Genomic DNA, 17,576 nt, shown 5'->3' with positions numbered 1-17,576 from the left:
GGGACTCGCCCCACCTGCGGAATCGTTCTCTCCTCCTCCCAGCGATGGCCAGGAAGTAGCTCCCCACTCCATGGAAGACTCTGGCGGGCCGGCAGCGGCAGGGGCCGTTGGTCCCGGAAGGGGGCCGGATGGCCCGGCCACGGGTTCCCTCTCGACCGTGGACGATGTCGACCAGAACTACGCCCGACCGGACTCGCCGGTGCCGCCGCGCTCACGCGGCACGTCGATGTGGACATCGACCACACCCTCCACCGTCCGCACCAGGCGTGCGATCACAGGGATCAAGGCAGTGTCGTGGACGCGACCGGTCAGGGTGACGACGCCGTCCCACACATCGACCCGAATCGCCGAGGACGGCTGACTGAAGACGGAGGGAAGAACCTCCCGCCGGACTTCCGCGGCGATGTCCTCGTCATCGCGGAGGAAGACCTTCAGCAAGTCGGAACGGCTGGCGATCCCCTTGAGCCGTCCGGTCACGTCGACCACGGGCAGGTGCTTGACGCCCTCCCGCATCATCACGCGTGAGGCCTCCGCCAGGGTCGCGTGCGCGTGGACGGTGACGGGAGGAGAGGACATCAGATCCGCCGCGGTGACAGCCCCGGCCTTCGCCATGTCCACCGGCTGACGCAATTGCAGGAAGGCGACGTCCGGATCGTCTCGTACCTCCTCCTTGGAGAGGAGGTCGGCCTGGGAGATCACACCGACCACGTGTCCCGTGGCCGCGGTGACCGGCACTGCGCTCACGTGCCGGTGCTGCATGAGACGAGCGACCTCCTTGAACCCGGTTTGCTTGTCGACGGCGGCGACCGTGTATGTCATGACGTCCCCGACAGTGAGCGGTGTGCCACGCATGATGACTCCGTGAGTTGAGGATCCGCTCGGCCCCTGCAGCCTGTGACGCTGCGGTGGACCCGGGTCTGTGTCCGTGCGGCAGGTGCCATCTCAAGTCTCGTACTCAGCGAGCCGGGCACCATGGGGCAACCGGCCGTTTGCGACGGGCCACTCGGCCTTGCCCGAGTGCCATGAGGACCCCGTGAAAGGTCGCCCGGACTGCTCTACGCGGCTCGTGTGCTCGGGGAGCGTCTTCTCCAGCACGCCGGCAGCGCACTCTTCGGGCCGGTCGGACCCCCGCGGGGGACGACCGGCCGCTTCCCGCTCGTGGGCCGGGGTGCCACGGTGGAACGACCTTGAACCTTGGAGGGATCATGGATGTCGTGCGCGCGCCCATCGTCGTAGGGGCGGACGGATCCGAGGGCGCCGCGCCCGCAGTGCGGTGGGCCGCCCTCGAAGCCGCCTCCCGCGACGCACCACTGCACATCGTGTGCGCCACCGCTCTGGATACCTGGGGTGCGGACCTGGCCTCGGCCGCTGTGGCACAGCGGGTGCTCGACACCGGTCTGGAAACCGCGGAGACCGCTGTCGAGCGGGCGGAGGAGCAGGCCCCGGGGATTCGTGTCGCCTGTGTGGTCAGCCGAAGGTCGCCCGCAGAAGCACTGCGTGACGCCTCGCGGGAAGGCGGCCTCATGGTCGTGGGTTCCCGTGGCGCCGGCGGGTTCGCCGCTCTCCTGCTCGGGTCGGTCGGACTACGGGTCGCCGCCTGCGCGACCGTTCCCGTCGTCGTGGTCCGCGGCGAGCCCGACCACGTCACCACTGGCGTCGTGGTCGTGGCCGTCCGCGACGAACGCGACCTCGACGTGGTGCGGTTCGCCGCGGAGACCGCCGACCGCCACAAGGCGTCACTTCGCGTGCTGAGCGCCTACACCTACTACCAGTACGCGGGAAGCATGGTGCCGATGCTGGGTGATCTCCCCGAGGTCGCCGAGGAGCAGGCGAGTTCCGTCGGCCGTCTCATGGCACCCGTACGGGAAGAGTTTCCCGATCTGACGGTGACGTGCGATCTGGTCCGTACGCAGTCCCCGGCCGGTGCTCTCGTCGATGCTTCCGGACACGCGGATCTGCTGGTCATCGGGGCGCGTCGGCCCGTGCACGCGCCCGGTACCCCGCTGGGGAGGGTCGCCCACGCCGTTCTGCACCATTCCCACTGCCCGGTGGCCGTGGTTCCCCACGGTGCGTCGCGTCGACCGGGCGACTGAGCGTCAGCGTGCCATCCGTCCGAGGGGAAGCAGCAGCCGGAACGTCGTGTGACCCGGGCTGCTCGTCATCGCCACCGTCCCGCCGTGCGCCGTGACGACCGCGTGGACGATGGCCAGGCCGAGGCCGGAGCTTCCCGTGCTGCGGGAGCGGGCGGGGTCGGCCCGGACGAAGCGGCCGAAGACCGTCTGCTGGAGTTCTTCCGGAATGCCCGGCCCGTTGTCGGTCACGGTGACGCAGGCTCCGCTCAGGCCGGTCGTGAGCGCGATCGTCACGTCGGTCCCCGGCGGCGTGTGCGTCCGGGCGTTGGCCAGGAGATTGCCGATGGCCTGCTGGAGGCGGTGGGCGTCGCCCGGCACGGTCACCGGCGTCTCCGGCAGATCGAGGCGCCAGACATGGTCGGCGCCCGCCGCGCGAGCGTCCGCCGTCGCGTTCAGGATGAGCAGCGTCAGATCGACCGGCTCGTGTTCGAGGTGGCGCCCGGCATCCAGGCGGGCGAGGAGCAGAAGGTCGTCGACGATGCGGCTCATGCGCTGCGACTCGCCGTCGATGCGCTCCAGCGCGTGGCGCACTTCCGGTGCGACGGGCCCGCGGTGGCGGAGGGCCAGTTCCGCGTGTCCTCGGATGTTGGCTACGGGGGTGCGCAGTTCATGGCTGGCGTCGGCGGCGAAACGACGCAGTCCCTCCTCGCTCGCCTGACGGCGGACGAGGGCGTCCTCGACGTGACCGAGCATGTGGTTCATCGCCGTGCCGACCTGGCCGACCTCGGTGCGCGGATCGGTGTCCGACAAGGGTCCGGGCATGGCGATCTCGCCGCTGGCGAGCGGCAGTTCCGACACCTCGGCCGCCCTGGCGGTCACTCGCTGGAGGGGGCGGAGAGAGATCCGTACCCACTGCGCCCCCGCGATGCCCGTGATCACGAGGGCCGCACCGAACAGCACGGCCTCCACCGCTTCGAGCCGGTGCACCGTCTCCTCCACCGGGTGGAGAGGCAGACCCGTGATGAGGACGTCCCCGTCGTCGCCGTGGAAGGCTGTGACGCGATAACTCCCCAGGGTGGAGAGGTGGATGCCGTGCCCCCTGCCGTCCACCGGAACGGCGGCCAGAGCACGTCGGTCGCCGGACGTGAGCGGGACGGGGCGGTCGGTGTCGTCGTCGACGACGGCGGCCTGGGTGGTGGTGCCGTTCAGGAGGCGTGCGCCGAAGGTCGACTCCGCCTGACCCCGGGTGTCGGGGCGGTTGTCCGCGTCGGGTCTGGCCTCGTGTTCCAGGCTGGCGGCGAAACGGCCGCCGGACGCGACGAGTTGTTCGTCGAGGCGCCCCATGAGGAACCCTCGCAGGGCCGGCGCGGTGGTGATCCCGACGGCGAGACAGGCGAGGGCGAGCAGCGTGACGAGGCCGACGGTGAGCTGGCCGCGGAGGGTGCGCGGCGGAAGCCGCTTCACTGGGCTTCCGGCTTGAGGACGTAGCCGACTCCGCGCACGGTGTGGATCATCGGGCTGCGCCCCGCGTCGACCTTCCTGCGCAGATAGCTGATGTAGAGCTCGACGACGTGGGACCGGCCACCGAAGTCGTAGGACCAGACCCGGTCGAGGATCTGTTCCTTGGACAGCACGCGCCGCGGGTTGCGCATGAGGAACCGCAGGAGTTCGAACTCCGTGCGGGAGAGTTCGACGGGCGCGCCGCCGCGGCTGACCTCTCGGGCCTCCTCGTCCATGGTGAGGTCCCCGACCGTGAGCCGGTTCGATCCGGACGCCGCGGTCATGCCGGAGCGTCGGAGCAGGCCCCGCACGCGGGCCAGGACCTCTTCCAGGCTGTAGGGCTTGGTGACGTAGTCGTCCCCGCCGGCGGTGATGCCCGCGATGCGGTCCTCCACCGCGTCACGAGCGGTCAGGAACAGCACACAGACGGTGGGCGCCTCCTGCCTGAGGAGCCGCAGGATCTGGAGCCCGTCGAGATCAGGCAGCATCCAGTCCAGGACCACCGCGTCGGGGTGGAACGCGCGGGCGGTCGCGACAGCGGACCTTCCGTCCGCCGCCGTCCGCACCTGCCATCCCTCCGCGGTCATGACCCTGGAGAGGACATCGGTGACGTCGGCTTCGTCGTCGACGACGAGGATGCGCACCGGCTGCCCGTCGGGGCGCACCAGCGGGGATGTCGTACGTGGCTCGTCCATGGTTCCTTCAGCATCCCCCACCGCGCTCCGCGCCAGGTCGACCGAATGCTCTGAGTTTCCTCTGAATGCGTGCGGAGGGGCGGGTCCGGAGACCGTTTCAGAGGGTCCTCAGAAGTTGGGCTGTGAAGCTGACCGCTCATCGCCGGAGCGAGCCACATCCGGAGGAGCCCATGACCACCACGTTCACGTCCACCACCCACCGGGACCACGGGACACGCCACCGGCGTCCGCGGCGCAGCTGGGTGCCGTTCCTCGCCCCCCTGGCGATCTGGGCCGGTGCCGCGGGAGTGCTGGCCCTGTGGTGGAGCGACACGGCCTCGGTGGTCGGCCCGGCCGGCTGGCTCACCGGGGCAGGACGCATCACGGGCCTGCTCGCCGGCTACGGCTGCGCCGTGCTCCTCGCGCTGATGGCTCGCATGCCCCTCCTGGACCACACGGTCGGAACCGACCGTCTCGCGCGCTGGCACGCCCTGGGCGGCCGTTGCGTGATCTCCCTGGCCCTGGCGCACACCCTGCTGATCATCTGGGGCTACTCCCTGACCTCGCACACCGACGTGATCGGCCAGACGTCCACGCTCGTGCTGAACTACCCCGACCTCCTCAAGGGCACCATCGGCTTCGTCCTCTTCCTCGCCACCGGGATCCTCTCGGCGCGGGCCGCGCGCCGCAGGATGAGTTACGAGACCTGGCACTACCTGCACTTCGCCACGTACCTTGCGGTCTTCCTCACCTTCGGCCACCAGCTCTCCAACGGAGCGGACTTCGTCGGCCACCGGCCCGCCCAGATCGCCTGGTACACGCTCTTCCTCGGCGTCTCCGCACTGCTCGCCTGGTACCGGCTCGCCGTGCCGCTGCGGCGCGGGCTGCGCCACCAGATGCGTGTCGCCGCCGTACACCCCGAGGCACCGGGCGTGGTGTCCGTCCACCTCACCGGCACACACCTCGACGAACTGGGAGGTATGCCCGGGCAGTTCCTGCGCTGGCGCTTCCTGACGCGCGGACTGTGGTGGACCGCGAACCCGTACTCCCTCTCCGCGCCGGCACGGCCCGACCGCCTCCGCATCACCGTCAAGACCGTCGGCGCCCACAGCGCGGCCCTCGCCGGCCTCGCGCCCGGTACCCGTGTCTGGGCCGAGGGACCCTACGGCGGCTTCACCGCGGACCGCCGCACGTCCCACAAGGTCCTGCTCATGGCAGGCGGCGTCGGCATCACCCCGTTGCGCGCGCTCTTCGAGACGCTGCCCGGACAGGTGACCCTCGTCTACCGGGCCGGCCGCCATGTCGACCTCGCCCTGCGCGGTGAGATCGACGCGATCGCCGCCCACCGGCGAGCCGTCGTGCACTACGTCGTCGGTGAGGACGCCCGCCACTCCGCACCCCTGACCGCCCCGGCCCTGAACGCTCTGGTACCGGACCTGGCGGCCCACGACGTCTATCTCTGCGGTCCCCCCGGCATGACGCTCGCCGCGATCGAGTCCCTGCGCGAGGCCGGCGTACCGGCGCGGCGCATCCACCACGAGTCGTTCACGTTCTGAGGAAGTCCGTCATGCGCCGAGCCGTCCTCGCCACCACAGGGATCAGTTCCCTCGTCGTCCTGCTGCTCACCCTGAAACCGCACCAGCTCCCCGCCACCTCCGGCGCGGCCCCCCGCTCCTCGACGCCCTCCTCGTCCGGCACCTCCACGGGAACCGCGTCCGGGGCGGCGACCGGCACGTTCACCGGCGACCCCGTCGACACCCAGTACGGAACCGTGCAGGTCGCGGTCACCCTCGCCAAGGGGAAGCTCACCGCGGTCAAAGTGCTCCAGGCGCCCGACCAGAACGGCCGGGACCAGCAGATCGCCTCCTACTCCCTGCCGCGCCTCACCCAGGAGGCGATCGGAGCCCAGAGCGCGCACATCGACGCCGTCTCCGGGGCCAGCTACACCAGTCAGGGCTACATCCAGTCCCTGCAGAGCGCCCTGGACCAGGCCCGTGCCTGAGACCGCGACAGGCCTCCGCCACGTCGAGCACGTGATGGGCACCGCCTTCTCCTTCGACATCCGCGACCGGCCCACCCCGGCCATCCGCCACGCCCTCGCCGAAGCGGTACGTCACCTCCACCGCGTCGACGCGGTGTTCTCCACGTACCGGGACGACAGCCACATCAGCCGCCTCGACCGGGGTGAAATCCGGCTGAGCGACTGTCCCGACGAGGTCCACGAGGTCTTCTCCCTGTGTGCGAAAGCCACCCACGACACCGAGGGCTGGTTCTGCGTCGTCCCCGGGAACGCCCTCGATCCATCAGGGCTGGTCAAGGGCTGGGCGACCGAAGCCGCGTCCCAGCTCCTGCACGACGCCGGCGCCCACCACACCTGCGTCAACGGCGGCGGCGACCTCCAGCTCCGCGGGCGGCCGAGCGCAGGCACCCCGTGGCGCATCGGGATCGCCCACCCCCTGCGCCCCGCCGAACTGGCCACCGTCGTCACCGCCGGCGACGACCTGGCCATCGCGACCTCCGGGACCGCCGAACGAGGCCTCCACGTACTCGACCCGCACAACGGTGAACCCGTCACCCACCTCGCGTCCCTCACCGTGGTCGGGCCCCGGCTCACCATGACCGACGCCTACGCAACCGCCGGGTTCGCCCGGGGCGAGGGCGCGCAGGAGTGGCTGGAGTCCATGGACGGTTACGAGGCGTTCGCGGTCCTGCCCGACGGCCGATCGTGGCAGACCTCGGGATTCAGCCGACATGGGTCATGAGGCGGGGCGTGCCCGGGAGGCCGCTCTCGGAGCGCGGGCGCCCCCGCCCGTAACCGCCGTGCCGCACGCACACGGCCCACACGATTCCGTCCGTCACCAACCTCCCAGCGAAGGAGTTCCCGACCGTGGGACTCGATCTGATCAACGGCATCCCCGCGCACGTCCTCTTCGTGCACGTGGTGGTGGTCCTCGTGCCGCTCACCGCGCTCGCACTGGTCCTCTGCGCCGCCTTCCCGTCGGTCATGCGCCGGTTCGGGCTCGCGCTGCCGATCCTCGCTCTCGCCTCCTTGATCAGCGTGCCGCTGACGACCAGCGCCGGCGAGTGGCTGGAACGCCACGTGGACAGCAACGCTCTGGTCCGCAAGCACGCCGAGCTGGGAGACCAACTGCTTCCCTGGGCCATCGGACTCTTCGTGGTGGCCGCCGGAGTGTGGTGGGCCTACCGGCGAACCGCCCGCAGTGTGTCCGAGACGGCGGGAGGGGCCGGCGGGACAGTGGGCATGCCACTGCGGGTGACGGCGGCCGTACTCTCCCTCGCCGTCGGCGTGGGAGCGGGCGTGCAGGTGTATCGCATCGGGGACTCCGGCGCCAAAGCCGCCTGGCGGAACGGGTACTCGGCGACGGCGCACGCGGATCGTGACTGAGGCCTGAGTCGCGCGACGGTCCCACAACCGGTCTCGACCGATGGCAGGTTGCGGGGAACTGGGGTGGTGCGGCGTTGCGCTCTCATGACGCTCGATCACGTGCGGCGGGAGTACGGCGCCCGGCCCGCGATGGTCCCGTCGACGGCACCGCAGTGTGCTCTCGGTGTGGGGTTGCCGGGAGCCCAACGATGCCTCCGGGCAACCCCACTTCAGGCTCTAGAAGAAGCCCAGCTTCTTCGGCGAGTAGCTCACCAGCAGGTTCTTCGTCTGCTGGTAGTGCTCCAGCATCATCTTGTGGTTCTCGCGGCCGATGCCCGACTGCTTGTAGCCCCCGAAGGCCGCGTGTGCCGGGTAGGCGTGGTAGCAGTTGGTCCAGACGCGGCCGGCCTGGATCGAACGGCCCGCGCGGTAGGCGGTGTTGATGTCACGGGTCCACACGCCGGCCCCGAGGCCGTACAGCGTGTCGTTCGCGAGCTTGATGGCGTCGTCGAAGTCGTCGAACGACGTCACCGACACGACCGGGCCGAAGATCTCCTCCTGGAAGATCCGCATGCGGTTGTCGCCCTCGAAGATCGTCGGCTGGACGTAGTAACCGCCCTTCAACTCGCCGTCGTGCTCGATGCGCTCCCCGCCCGTGAGCACCTTGGCGCCCTCCTGACGGCCGATGTCCAGGTAGGAGAGGATCTTCTCCAACTGGTCGTTCGACGCCTGGGCGCCGATCATCGTGTCCGTGTCGAGCGGGTTGCCCGGCTTGATGAGTTCGGTGCGGGCGACCGCCGCCTCCATGAACTCCCGGTAGTGGCCGCGCTGGATGAGAGCCCGGGAGGGACAGGTGCAGACCTCGCCCTGGTTGAGCGCGAACATGGTGAAGCCCTCGAGGGCCTTGTCGCGGAAGTCGTCGTTCTCCGCCCAGACGTCGTCGAAGAAGATGTTCGGGGACTTGCCGCCGAGCTCCAGCGTGACCGGCTTGATGTTCTCCGAGGCGTACTGCATGATCAGCCGCCCCGTCGTGGTCTCGCCCGTGAACGCGACCTTCGCCACGCGAGGGCTGGACGCGAGCGGCTTGCCGGCCTCCACGCCGAAGCCGTTCACGATGTTGACCACGCCGGGCGGGAGGAGGTCCGAGATGAGACTCATCCAGTAGTGGATGGACGCCGGCGTCTGTTCGGCCGGCTTGATGACCACCGCGTTGCCCGCCGCCAGCGCCGGCGCGAGCTTCCACACCGCCATCAGGATGGGGAAGTTCCACGGGATGATCTGCGCGACCACACCGAGCGGCTCATGGAAGTGGTACGCGACGGTGTCGTCGTCGACCTCGCCGATCGATCCCTCCTGGGCCCGGGCCGCCCCCGCGAAGTAGCGGAAGTGGTCGATCGCGAGCGGGATGTCCGCCGCCAGGGTCTCGCGGACCGGCTTGCCGTTCTCCCAGCTCTCGGCGACGGCCAGCTTCTCCAGGTTCGCCTCCATCCGGTCGGCGATCTTGAGCAGGATGTCGGCGCGCGCCGTCACCGAGGTGCGGCCCCAGGCCGGGGCTGCCGCGTGTGCCGCGTCCAGCGCGCGTTCCACGTCCTCCGCCGTCCCTCGGGCGACCTCGGTGAACGGCTGCCCGTTCAGCGGACTCGGGTTCTCGAAGTACTGCCCGCGAGCCGGCGGAACGTACTCCCCGCCGATGAAGTGGTCATACCGCGCCTCGTACGAGACGATCGCGCCTTCGCTGCCGGGCGCCGCGTAACGGGTCATGCTGGTCTGCCTCCCGGAGAAGCGCTGCCCGCCGTTGGGCAGCTCTCGCCGCGAGGCTAGAAACCCCGACGTTGCAACGACGTTGCGCGCCCCCGAGAGAGCTTCTCGCCCCGCAGGTGGGGAGGCGGCCGGCCGGTCAGCGCGGCTCCGGTCGCATACGGTCGCCCCGGCGCTGCCGCGCCCAGCCCGCTGGTACGGCCTGCTCCGACTCCAACTCCGCCAGCCGCGACCGCACGACCGGCGCCGGCCGTACCGACGACAGTGCCCGCCAGACGTCGAGGTCGTCCTCCCCCCACGGCGCGCGGGCCCAGTCGGCCAGCAGATCCGGGTCCCGACGGGCGATGAGGGCCGTCCGCAGCCCGTCGGCCAGTCTGCGCCGCAGCCGCACGACCGCCGGGGCCGTGGACCCCGGCAGCAACGGACCGGCATACGCCGCGACGGCTGCCGTGACCGCCCCCGTCCCGAGCCGCCGCTCCACCACCGTCACGTCGGACTCGACCGGGCGGGTCAGCCGGTAGGGCCGGGAATCCAGCAGACCCGGACCGAGGAGGCGGCGCAGCCGGGCCAGCTCCGCGCGCAGCGTCACCGGCGTCACCGACTCGTCCTCGTACAGCGCGCACAGCAGCTCGTCGCCGGTGAGACCCTCCGGATGCCGGGCCAGCAGCACGAGGATCTCGCTGTGTCTGCGGCTCAGCCTGGTCTTGCGCCCGTCCACGACGAGTTGGGCCTCGTCCCGTCCCAGAACGGTCAGTTCGAGAGGGCCGTCCGTCACGGTTCGCGGCGGTGAAAGGAGGGCGAGATGGGACTCCGCGGCGCGCGCCACCGCCTGCACGAAGGCGAGGCTGTGCGGGTGCGCCAGCCCGTCCCCGCCGGTGATGTCGACCGCGCCGATGACCCGCCCGGTCCGCGGATCGTGCACCGGAGCGGCCGCGCAGGTCCAGGGCTGGACCCGCCGGATGAAGTGCTCCGCCGCGAAGACCTGCACGGGGTGGTCGACGGCGACCGCCGTACCCGGCGCGTTCGTCCCCGCGGCCGCCTCCGACCAGAGGGCGCCCGGCACGAAGTTCATCCGGCCGGCCTGCTTGCGCGTTCCCGGGTGGCCCTCGACCCACAGGAGCCGGCCCTGCGCGTCGCACACCGCGAGCAGGTGCTCCCCGTCCGACGCGAACGTGCCCATCAGCTCACGGAACAGGGGCATCACCCGGGCCAGCGGATGCTCGGCCCGGTAGGAACCGAGATCTCCGTCCGTCAGGTCGACGTTCGCCGTGCCGTCCGGGACGACGCCGGCCCGCGCCGACCGACGCCACGAGTCCGCCACCACGGATCGCACGGGCCGCGGCACCGTTCCCGCCTCGGTGAAGGACTCGTAGGCGCGGCGCAGTGACCGAACCCTCTCGACGGGGTCGGCTCCCGGTTCCAGGGCCACCCAAGGATCGATCAACTCGGCCTCCCGGAAGGCGATGCGGCTGGGTCCATCGTCACTCCCCGTGCGGGCATCGACAACCCGTGTGACGTTCCGCTTCCGCCCGCGGCCGCACGGGGACCGCGTCGAGGGGCGCAGCAGGCCCCCGGTCAGGCGAAGTTGACGAGCCTGATGTAGCGCGTCCAGTCCCAGTTGGGCCCTGGATCGGTGTGGTCGGAACCCGGCACCTGGTAGTGGCCGAGGATGTGGGCGCGGTCCTTCGGGATGCCGTACTGATCGCAGATCGCGGCGGTCAGCTTGGCCGACTCCTCGTAGAGCGCGTTCGTGAAGTAGGCGGGCTTGTCCACCCAGCCCTCGTGCTCGATACCGATGCTTCTGGTGTTGTAGTCCCAGTTCCCCGCGTGCCAGGCGACGTTGCGTTCGCGTACGCACTGGGCGACGTGACCGTCGGCGGAGCGCACGACGTAGTGCGCGGACACCTTCTTCGCGGGATTCCGGAAGATGGACAGGGTGTCGGCGTACGTCGCCTGCGTCACGTGGATGATCACGTAGTCGAGGTCGTAGCTCTCCGGTCGGTCGGACGCCGTGTAATTGGAGGAGGTCGCCGCAGTCCACTCCGCACCGGGATAGTCGACGGCCGCGGTCTGGGCGGTCGCCCTCGCCTCGGGGAGTAGCGCGTAAGGGAGGGCGGCGAGGGCTGTGCCCTTGAGCAGCTGCCGCCGGCTCGGGAACGACCGTGCTCTCTCCATGGAGTACTGGCCTTTCGTCGCTGGGGTGTCCGGGGTGTGCGGGGTGTCCGGGGTGCCGGTGGTCCGAGGCCGCTGCCGGGGCCGGCCGGTCGAGGTGGACGCGGGCGGCCTCGGCCGTTCGCCCGGCGTGACGGCGCGGCAGGAAGATCAGTATCACGACACCCACGGCCCGCCGGGCATGCGCGACCCAACGGGTCCGGACACGTCGCCTCTGTGCCGCAGGAGGTGGTCCGAACGGACCGATCGCTTCGCTCCGCTGCCCTGCATTCCTCGCCGGCCTCATGTGAATCCCCCGATTCGCTCCGGTCCCGAGGCGTCGGCCGGACGGCTGCGCCTCGCGTGAATCACCGTACGACGCCTGCCGGTTGGGCAGCAGGGCCGAGGCGTGACTCGGTGGACAACCCGAGAACTGTGGATACGACGATCACTCGTAGGAGGGAACGGAATGCGCACGTGGTCCGCGACGACGCGGACGGGGAACGGGGACCGCCCGGTGGCCTGCTGTACCGCCGGGTGCCGAAGCGGATCCGCTGCGAGAGGCCGACCGCTCCCGTGGGTTGTCGAGTGTGCCGGAGCCGGCCCGCTACGCGCGCCCGACCGCTCCCGCCGGATCGTCGAGCACGGCCCGCACCACGGAATGCGCGGCGCCCAGCAGGGGTCCCTCGGATCCCAGCCGGGACACGGACACGGGGCAGGCCGGTCCCGCGGTGCGCCGTGCCAACTCGCCCTGCAGCGAGGGGAGCAGCCAGGGCGCGAGGCCGGCGAGTGCGCCGCCCAGCACGACCGTCTGCGGGTCCAGCAGGTTCACCGCCCCGGTCAGGGCGATCCCGAGAGCGGTCCCGGCGTCGCTCAGAGCGCGTCGTACGTCCGCATCGCCGGAGGCGGCGCGGTCGGACAGCAGCCCGACCTGGTCCTCGCCCGGTTCCAGGCCGGCGGCGCGCAGGACGGCCTCCTCGCCGGCGTACTGTTCCAGGCACCCGCGCCCACCGCAGGGACACTCGGGCCCCTCCGGGCGCACCGGTACGTGCCCCAGTTCACCCGCGAACCCGCGGGTCCCGCGCAGCAGCCGTCCGTCCACGAGCACCGCCGCACCGATGCCGATCTCCGCCGACACGTGCAGGAAGTCGCGCGGGGTCGTGTCACCGAGCCAGAGTTCCGCGAGACCGCCGAAGTTCGCCTCGTTGTCGACCGTCAGGGGCATGTCGAAAGGGAGCAGGGCGCCGAGGTCCGTGTCGTGCCAGTCCAGGTTGGGGGCGCGGACCACGGTCCGTCCGTCGCGTGCCACGAGTCCGGGGACAGCGACGGCGAGGCCCGCCGCCCACAGCCCGTCCTGTTCGGCCTCGGTGACGACCTGGCGGACCAGCTTCGTCAACTCCCGGGTCACCTGCTCGGCGGCCCGGCCACGGTTCGTGCCGTGGCGCACGGCACGTGCCCGGACGGCGCCGCGCAGGTCGACCGCGCACACGGCGAGGTGGTCGACGCCTACCTCGGCGCCGATGCCGGCCGGGCCGTGCCCGCTGACGGCGAGCGCGGATCCGGGACGCCCCACCCTGCCGGGCCGTTCGGGGCCCAGTTCCTCGAGGAGCCCGGCCCGGATCAGTTCGTCGACCAGCGTCGACACGGCTGCCCGGGTCAGACCGATGTGCGAGGCCACAGCGGCGCGCGACAGCGGCCCCTCGGTGCTGACGGTGTACATGACCCGGGAGAGGTTGCGGCGGCGCATGCCCTGCTGGGTGTCGGGCAGGCGTCGGCCGGAACCGTTCTGACTGGCCTCGTGCAGCGGTGCGGTCATGCCTCCGTCAATCCTCGTCCGGCCGGTCCCGCCGGCCCCTGTCGGTGCCCGCCCCACTGGAGCGCTTTCTCGCCGTACCTGTCACCGGGCGGCGTAGCGGTCCGCGGGTTCCCCCCGGCGCCCGCCCATGTATGCGCTCTCCGGGAGACGCGCACGTGAGAGCGGGTTCCCGTGCGGGCGGCTCGCGTCGGTTCCGGTCAATTACCGTTTCCGTGCGGCCGCCGTTCGAACAGAGGGGCCGCGTCGGAGAGTACCCCGGTGATCCTCGCGAGCGTGTCCTCGTCCCGCTCCATGGCGTCGAGGACGGGGCCCCGGTCGGTGCCCCAGCGCCGCGCGACCGCCGCCGGGTCCTCGCCCGTCAGCAGGCCGGCCGCCTGCGCGGCGGCTCCCAGCGCGACCAGTTCCCTCGCCTCGGGGACCTGCACCGGGCGGCCGGACAGCCGCCGTACGGTCTGCTGCCAGGCCGTCCCCCGTGCTCCGCCGCCGATCAGGAGCAAGGGCGCCGAACGGTCGGCGTCGGCGTCCAGGACCAGGTCCAGGGCGTCCAGCAGGGAGTGCACCGCTCCGTCGTACGCGGCCTGGAGCAGTTGGCCGCCCGTCGTGTCGTGCCGGAGGCCGTGCAGCAGGCCCGACGCGTTCGGCAGGTTGGGTGTGCGCTCGCCGTCCAGATAGGGCAGCAGCGTGACCGCGCCGCCCGGTTCGACCGCCTCGCGGTCGAGGCCGAGCAGAGCGGCGACCCGGTCGACGGCCAGGGTGCAGTTGAGCGTGCAGGCCAACGGAAGCCAGTCGCCGCGGGCGTCCGCGAACCCCGCCACCGTGCCCGTCGGATCGGAGGGCCGGCGGGTCGAGACGGCGTACACCGTGCCCGAGGTGCCGAGGCTCACCACCGGCGCCCCGGGGCGCAGACCCAGACCGAGGGCCGCTGCCGCGTTGTCCCCCGTCCCGGCGGCCACGAGGGTCCCCTTGGAGAACGGGAGATCACCTCCGGCGTGCACCGTGCCGGCGACCTCGCCGGGCCGGACGACGCGGGGGAGCAGAGCCGGGTCGAGTCCGATGTGGGCGAGGACCTCCTCGTCGTACGCCTCGCTGCCCGAGGACCACCAGCCCGTGCCCGACGCGTCACCGCGATCGGTGGTGCCTTCACCCGTGAGGCGTTCGGTGAGGTAGTCGTGCGGCAGACGGACGGCCGTCGTCGCCCGTACGGCCTCCGGTTCGTGCTCGGCGAGCCAGGCCCACTTGGTGGCGGTGAAGGACGCGGCGGGCACACTGCCCGTCCGCTCGGCCCAGGACTTCGGGCCGCCGAGCTCCTCGACCAGCCGACGTGCCTGCGGCGCGGAGCGCACGTCGTTCCAGAGAAGTGCGGGGCGTACCGGTTCGCCGTGGGCGTCGAGGGTCACGAGGCCGTGCTGCTGGCCACCGATCGACACCGCGGCGGCCTCGTGCGCGGCGGTGCCGCACTGGTGCAGAGCCGCACGCAGAGCGTCCCACCACTGGCGGGGGTCGCTCTCGCGTCCCGCCCCGGTGGAGACGGTGTGCGGCGCCTGTCCGCTCGCCACCACCTGTCCGGTCGACGCGTCCACGACCAGGGCCTTGGTGGACTGGGTGGACGTGTCCACCCCGACGACGAGCGGACCCTCGGCTGCTGACATCGGGCTCTCCCTCTTCCGCTGCTCTGCGGGATCTGTCCTGGTTGCGGGGCTGTCCGGGCCGGCGCGGCCCGGTTTCGCACGGTGTCCCGGCCCGCCACGACCAGGGTTTCGTACGTCGTCTCTTCCCAGAGATGCGTTCGCATACTAATTTGTAAACCGCCATGACGAAATAGTCGGAGCCAACAAGGAGCCGAGACATGAACTACCAGCCCACCCCCGACGACAGGTTCACCTTCGGCCTGTGGACCGTCGGCTGGCAGGGAAGGGACCCGTTCGGCGACGCCACCCGGCGCGCCCTCGACCCGGTCGAGTCGGTGCAGCGCCTGGCCGAGCTCGGCGCCTACGGAGTGACCTTCCACGACGACGACCTGATCCCCTTCGGATCCTCGGACAGCGAGCGCGAGTCGCACATCAAGCGCTTCAGGCAGACCCTGGACGCCACCGGCCTCAAGGTCCCGATGGCCACGACCAACCTGTTCACCCACCCCGTCTTCAAGGACGGCGCGTTCACCGCGAACGACCGCGACGTGCGGCGCTACGCCCTGCGCAAGACCATCCGCAACGTCGACCTGGCGGTCGAACTCGGCGCCGAGACGTACGTCGCCTGGGGTGGCCGGGAGGGCGCGGAGTCCGGCGCCGCCAAGGACGTACGTGTGGCGCTCGACCGCATGAAGGAGGCCTTCGACCTCCTCGGCGAGTACGTGACCTCCCAGGGCTACGACATCAAGTTCGCGATCGAACCCAAGCCGAACGAGCCGCGCGGCGACATCCTGCTGCCCACCGTCGGACACGCCCTGGCGTTCATCGAGCGCCTGGAGCGACCCGAGCTGTACGGCGTGAACCCGGAGGTCGGGCACGAGCAGATGGCCGGACTGAACTTCCCGCACGGCATCGCCCAGGCCCTGTGGGCGGGCAAGCTCTTCCACATCGACCTGAACGGTCAGACGGGCATCAAGTACGACCAGGACCTGCGGTTCGGAGCGGGTGACCTGCGATCCGCCTTCTGGCTGGTCGACCTGCTGGAGAGCGCCGGTTACGCCGGTCCGAAGCACTTCGACTTCAAGCCCCCGCGGACCGAGGACCTCGAAGGGGTCTGGGCTTCGGCGGCCGGCTGCATGCGCAACTACCTGATCCTGCGGGAGCGTTCGGCTGCCTTCCGTGCCGACCCCGAGGTCCGGGCGGCCCTGCGTGCCTCGCGCCTGGACGAACTGGCGCAGCCCACCGCGGCGGACGGCCTCCAGGCGCTGCTCGCCGACCGCGGGGCGTTCGAGGACTTCGACGTCGAGGCGGCGGCCGCGCGTGGCATGGCGTTCGAGCAGCTGGACCAGCTCGCGATGGACCATCTCCTGGGCGCGCGTGTCTGATCGGAGTTCCGAGGGGCACGGGTCCACGTCCGGTGGACCCGTGCCGGGACGGCGGAGGCGAGCCGGCCGCGGGCCTCGAATGCGCCGGAATGATGCGGTCCATGGCATGAGTCCGTATCAACTTCCGCGCAGGGGTCGCGCGGTGACCGGTTCGCGGCGACTCTTGACGGTATGGCCATGCCGCCCTTACCCCCTCAGCCCCCACGGTCGCCCGGCGCTGCTCCTCACGGGAGTGATGGGCCGGGCGCGCCGCCAGGGGGCTACGGGCCCCCGGTGTCCGGAGGCTATGGGCCACCCTCCTCGGGCGGATACGGACCGCCGTCCTCAGGCGGATACGGACCGCCTTCCGGCGGTCACGGATCTGCCCCCGGCAGCGCCGGCGGACCTCCTTCGGGAGGCTTCGGACCACCGTCCCAGGGGGATTGGCCGCCCGGGCAAGGAGGCGGGAGCTGGCCGCCACCACCGCCAGGACCGCCCGGCGGCCCCGGAGGCCACCGGGGAGGGCGGCGCCGCAACACGGTGCTCATCGTCATCGCGGTGATCGTCGTCGTCGGGGTCGTCGTCGCTGTCGCCGTGACTGCCGGCGATGGTGGTGGGGACGACAAGAAGGCGCCCACCGAGAGCACGGCGAGTTCGCCGAGTCCGTCCCCGAGTCTCCCGTCCGGGCTCCCCTCGCTCCCCACGAACCTGCCCACGGCGCTGCCCAGCGTCGCGCCGTCGCTTCCCACCGATCTGCCCACGGACCTCGTCCCCAGTGGCCTGGAGTCACTCGTTCCGACCCTCGCGGCCGACGAAGTGCCCTACTACATGCTGCGGAAGGGCGACTGTTTCGACACCAACGCCGCTCTTCCCGGCCAGGCGGCAAAACGCTCGTGCACCGAGCCGCACGACGCCGAAGTGGTGAAGATCGCCGAACTCAACGGCACCTATACGACGGACGCCACGCTCAAGAAGGCCGCGTCGGCCCTGTGCAAGGCGCCGCTGGAGCGCAAGGCGGCGGCTCAGGCGGCGGGTACGGTGCGCAACACACTCGTGCAGTACCCCGACACCGGCAGCTACAAGATCGGTATCGACAACGTGGCCTGCAGCCTGGCCGCGAACGTCGGCAAGGGGCCCGGCAGACTCACCGCCCGGCTCAAGTGAAGCCCTTCACAGCGCCGTTCGGGCGAACGGCACGCGCGCGTGGTCGCTGTCCATCGTCCACACG

General features: G+C 71.2%; 15 protein-coding genes. 7 read left to right on the top strand and 8 right to left on the bottom strand.

Annotated elements, in window-relative coordinates; translation table 11 throughout:
- Positions 1–177: 177 nt before the first annotated feature.
- Complete coding sequence (locus B0675_RS31600) at positions 178–852, bottom strand: CBS domain-containing protein (RefSeq protein WP_081223028.1); 675 nt, start codon at positions 850–852, stop codon at positions 178–180.
- Positions 853–1,205: 353 nt separating this feature from the next.
- Between B0675_RS31600 and B0675_RS31595 the strand changes: the two genes are divergently transcribed.
- Positions 1,206–2,093, top strand: a complete 888-nt coding sequence (locus B0675_RS31595) for a universal stress protein (protein WP_081223027.1) — start codon at positions 1,206–1,208, stop codon at positions 2,091–2,093.
- Between the two features lie 3 nt (positions 2,094–2,096).
- On the opposite strand, the gene B0675_RS31590 is transcribed toward B0675_RS31595, so the two are convergent.
- Together B0675_RS31590 and B0675_RS31585 are read right to left on the bottom strand one after the other, a co-directional pair.
- Positions 2,097–3,536, bottom strand: a complete 1,440-nt coding sequence (locus tag B0675_RS31590; RefSeq protein ID WP_081223026.1) for an ATP-binding protein — start codon at positions 3,534–3,536, stop codon at positions 2,097–2,099.
- A complete protein-coding gene (locus B0675_RS31585) occupies positions 3,533–4,267 on the bottom strand; it encodes a response regulator transcription factor (RefSeq protein WP_081223025.1) in 735 nt (244 codons plus the stop codon). Before B0675_RS31585 ends, B0675_RS31590 begins: the two co-directional genes overlap by 4 nt.
- Before the next feature lie 170 nt (positions 4,268–4,437).
- On the opposite strand from B0675_RS31585, the gene B0675_RS31580 reads away from it, so the two are divergent.
- The 4 genes from B0675_RS31580 to B0675_RS31565 all read left to right on the top strand — a co-directional run bounded on the left by B0675_RS31580 (position 4,438) and on the right by B0675_RS31565 (position 7,652).
- Positions 4,438–5,802, top strand: coding sequence for a ferric reductase-like transmembrane domain-containing protein (locus B0675_RS31580; RefSeq protein WP_081223024.1), 1,365 nt, complete (start codon positions 4,438–4,440; stop codon positions 5,800–5,802).
- Positions 5,803–5,813: 11 nt separating this feature from the next.
- Complete coding sequence (locus tag B0675_RS31575) at positions 5,814–6,248, top strand: FMN-binding protein (protein WP_081223023.1); 435 nt, start codon at positions 5,814–5,816, stop codon at positions 6,246–6,248.
- Positions 6,249–6,282: 34 nt separating this feature from the next.
- Positions 6,283–7,008: an FAD:protein FMN transferase gene (locus B0675_RS31570; RefSeq protein WP_179165525.1), complete on the top strand. Its 726-nt coding sequence runs from the start codon at positions 6,283–6,285 to the stop codon at positions 7,006–7,008.
- Between the two features lie 125 nt (positions 7,009–7,133).
- Positions 7,134–7,652: a DUF2231 domain-containing protein gene (locus B0675_RS31565; RefSeq protein WP_081223021.1), complete on the top strand. Its 519-nt coding sequence runs from the start codon at positions 7,134–7,136 to the stop codon at positions 7,650–7,652.
- 216 nt (positions 7,653–7,868) lie between these two features.
- Here B0675_RS31565 and adh read toward each other — a convergent pair whose 3' ends face one another.
- From adh to xylB, 5 genes are all read right to left on the bottom strand, one after another.
- Positions 7,869–9,392: an aldehyde dehydrogenase gene (adh, locus tag B0675_RS31560; RefSeq protein WP_081223020.1), complete on the bottom strand. Its 1,524-nt coding sequence runs from the start codon at positions 9,390–9,392 to the stop codon at positions 7,869–7,871.
- 136 nt (positions 9,393–9,528) lie between these two features.
- Positions 9,529–10,833, bottom strand: a complete 1,305-nt coding sequence (locus tag B0675_RS31555) for a GAF domain-containing protein (RefSeq protein WP_081223019.1) — start codon at positions 10,831–10,833, stop codon at positions 9,529–9,531.
- Positions 10,834–10,964: 131 nt separating this feature from the next.
- Positions 10,965–11,564 (bottom strand): N-acetylmuramoyl-L-alanine amidase, encoded by a 600-nt coding sequence (locus tag B0675_RS31550; RefSeq protein WP_081223018.1) that lies wholly within the window; start codon positions 11,562–11,564, stop codon positions 10,965–10,967.
- Between the two features lie 583 nt (positions 11,565–12,147).
- Complete coding sequence (locus B0675_RS31545; protein WP_081223017.1) at positions 12,148–13,356, bottom strand: ROK family transcriptional regulator; 1,209 nt, start codon at positions 13,354–13,356, stop codon at positions 12,148–12,150.
- A 197-nt stretch (positions 13,357–13,553) separates the two neighbouring features.
- Positions 13,554–15,005, bottom strand: coding sequence for a xylulokinase (gene xylB, locus B0675_RS31540; protein WP_081223016.1), 1,452 nt, complete (start codon positions 15,003–15,005; stop codon positions 13,554–13,556).
- Positions 15,006–15,202: 197 nt separating this feature from the next.
- Here xylB and xylA point away from each other — a divergent pair, with 197 nt between their 5' ends.
- Positions 15,203–16,369 (top strand): xylose isomerase, encoded by a 1,167-nt coding sequence (gene xylA, locus B0675_RS31535; RefSeq protein ID WP_081223015.1) that lies wholly within the window; start codon positions 15,203–15,205, stop codon positions 16,367–16,369.
- Between the two features lie 519 nt (positions 16,370–16,888).
- Entirely contained in the window at positions 16,889–17,512 is a 624-nt protein-coding gene (locus B0675_RS41595) for a hypothetical protein (protein ID WP_081223013.1), read from the top strand.
- The last annotated feature ends 64 nt before the right edge of the window (positions 17,513–17,576 follow it).

It is taken from the genome of Streptomyces sp. M41(2017), assembly GCF_002078175.1.
GTDB lineage: Bacteria > Actinomycetota > Actinomycetes > Streptomycetales > Streptomycetaceae > Streptomyces.
The sequence above is the reverse complement of the archived record's forward strand: the minus strand, read 5'-3'. Positions and strand labels throughout refer to the sequence as shown.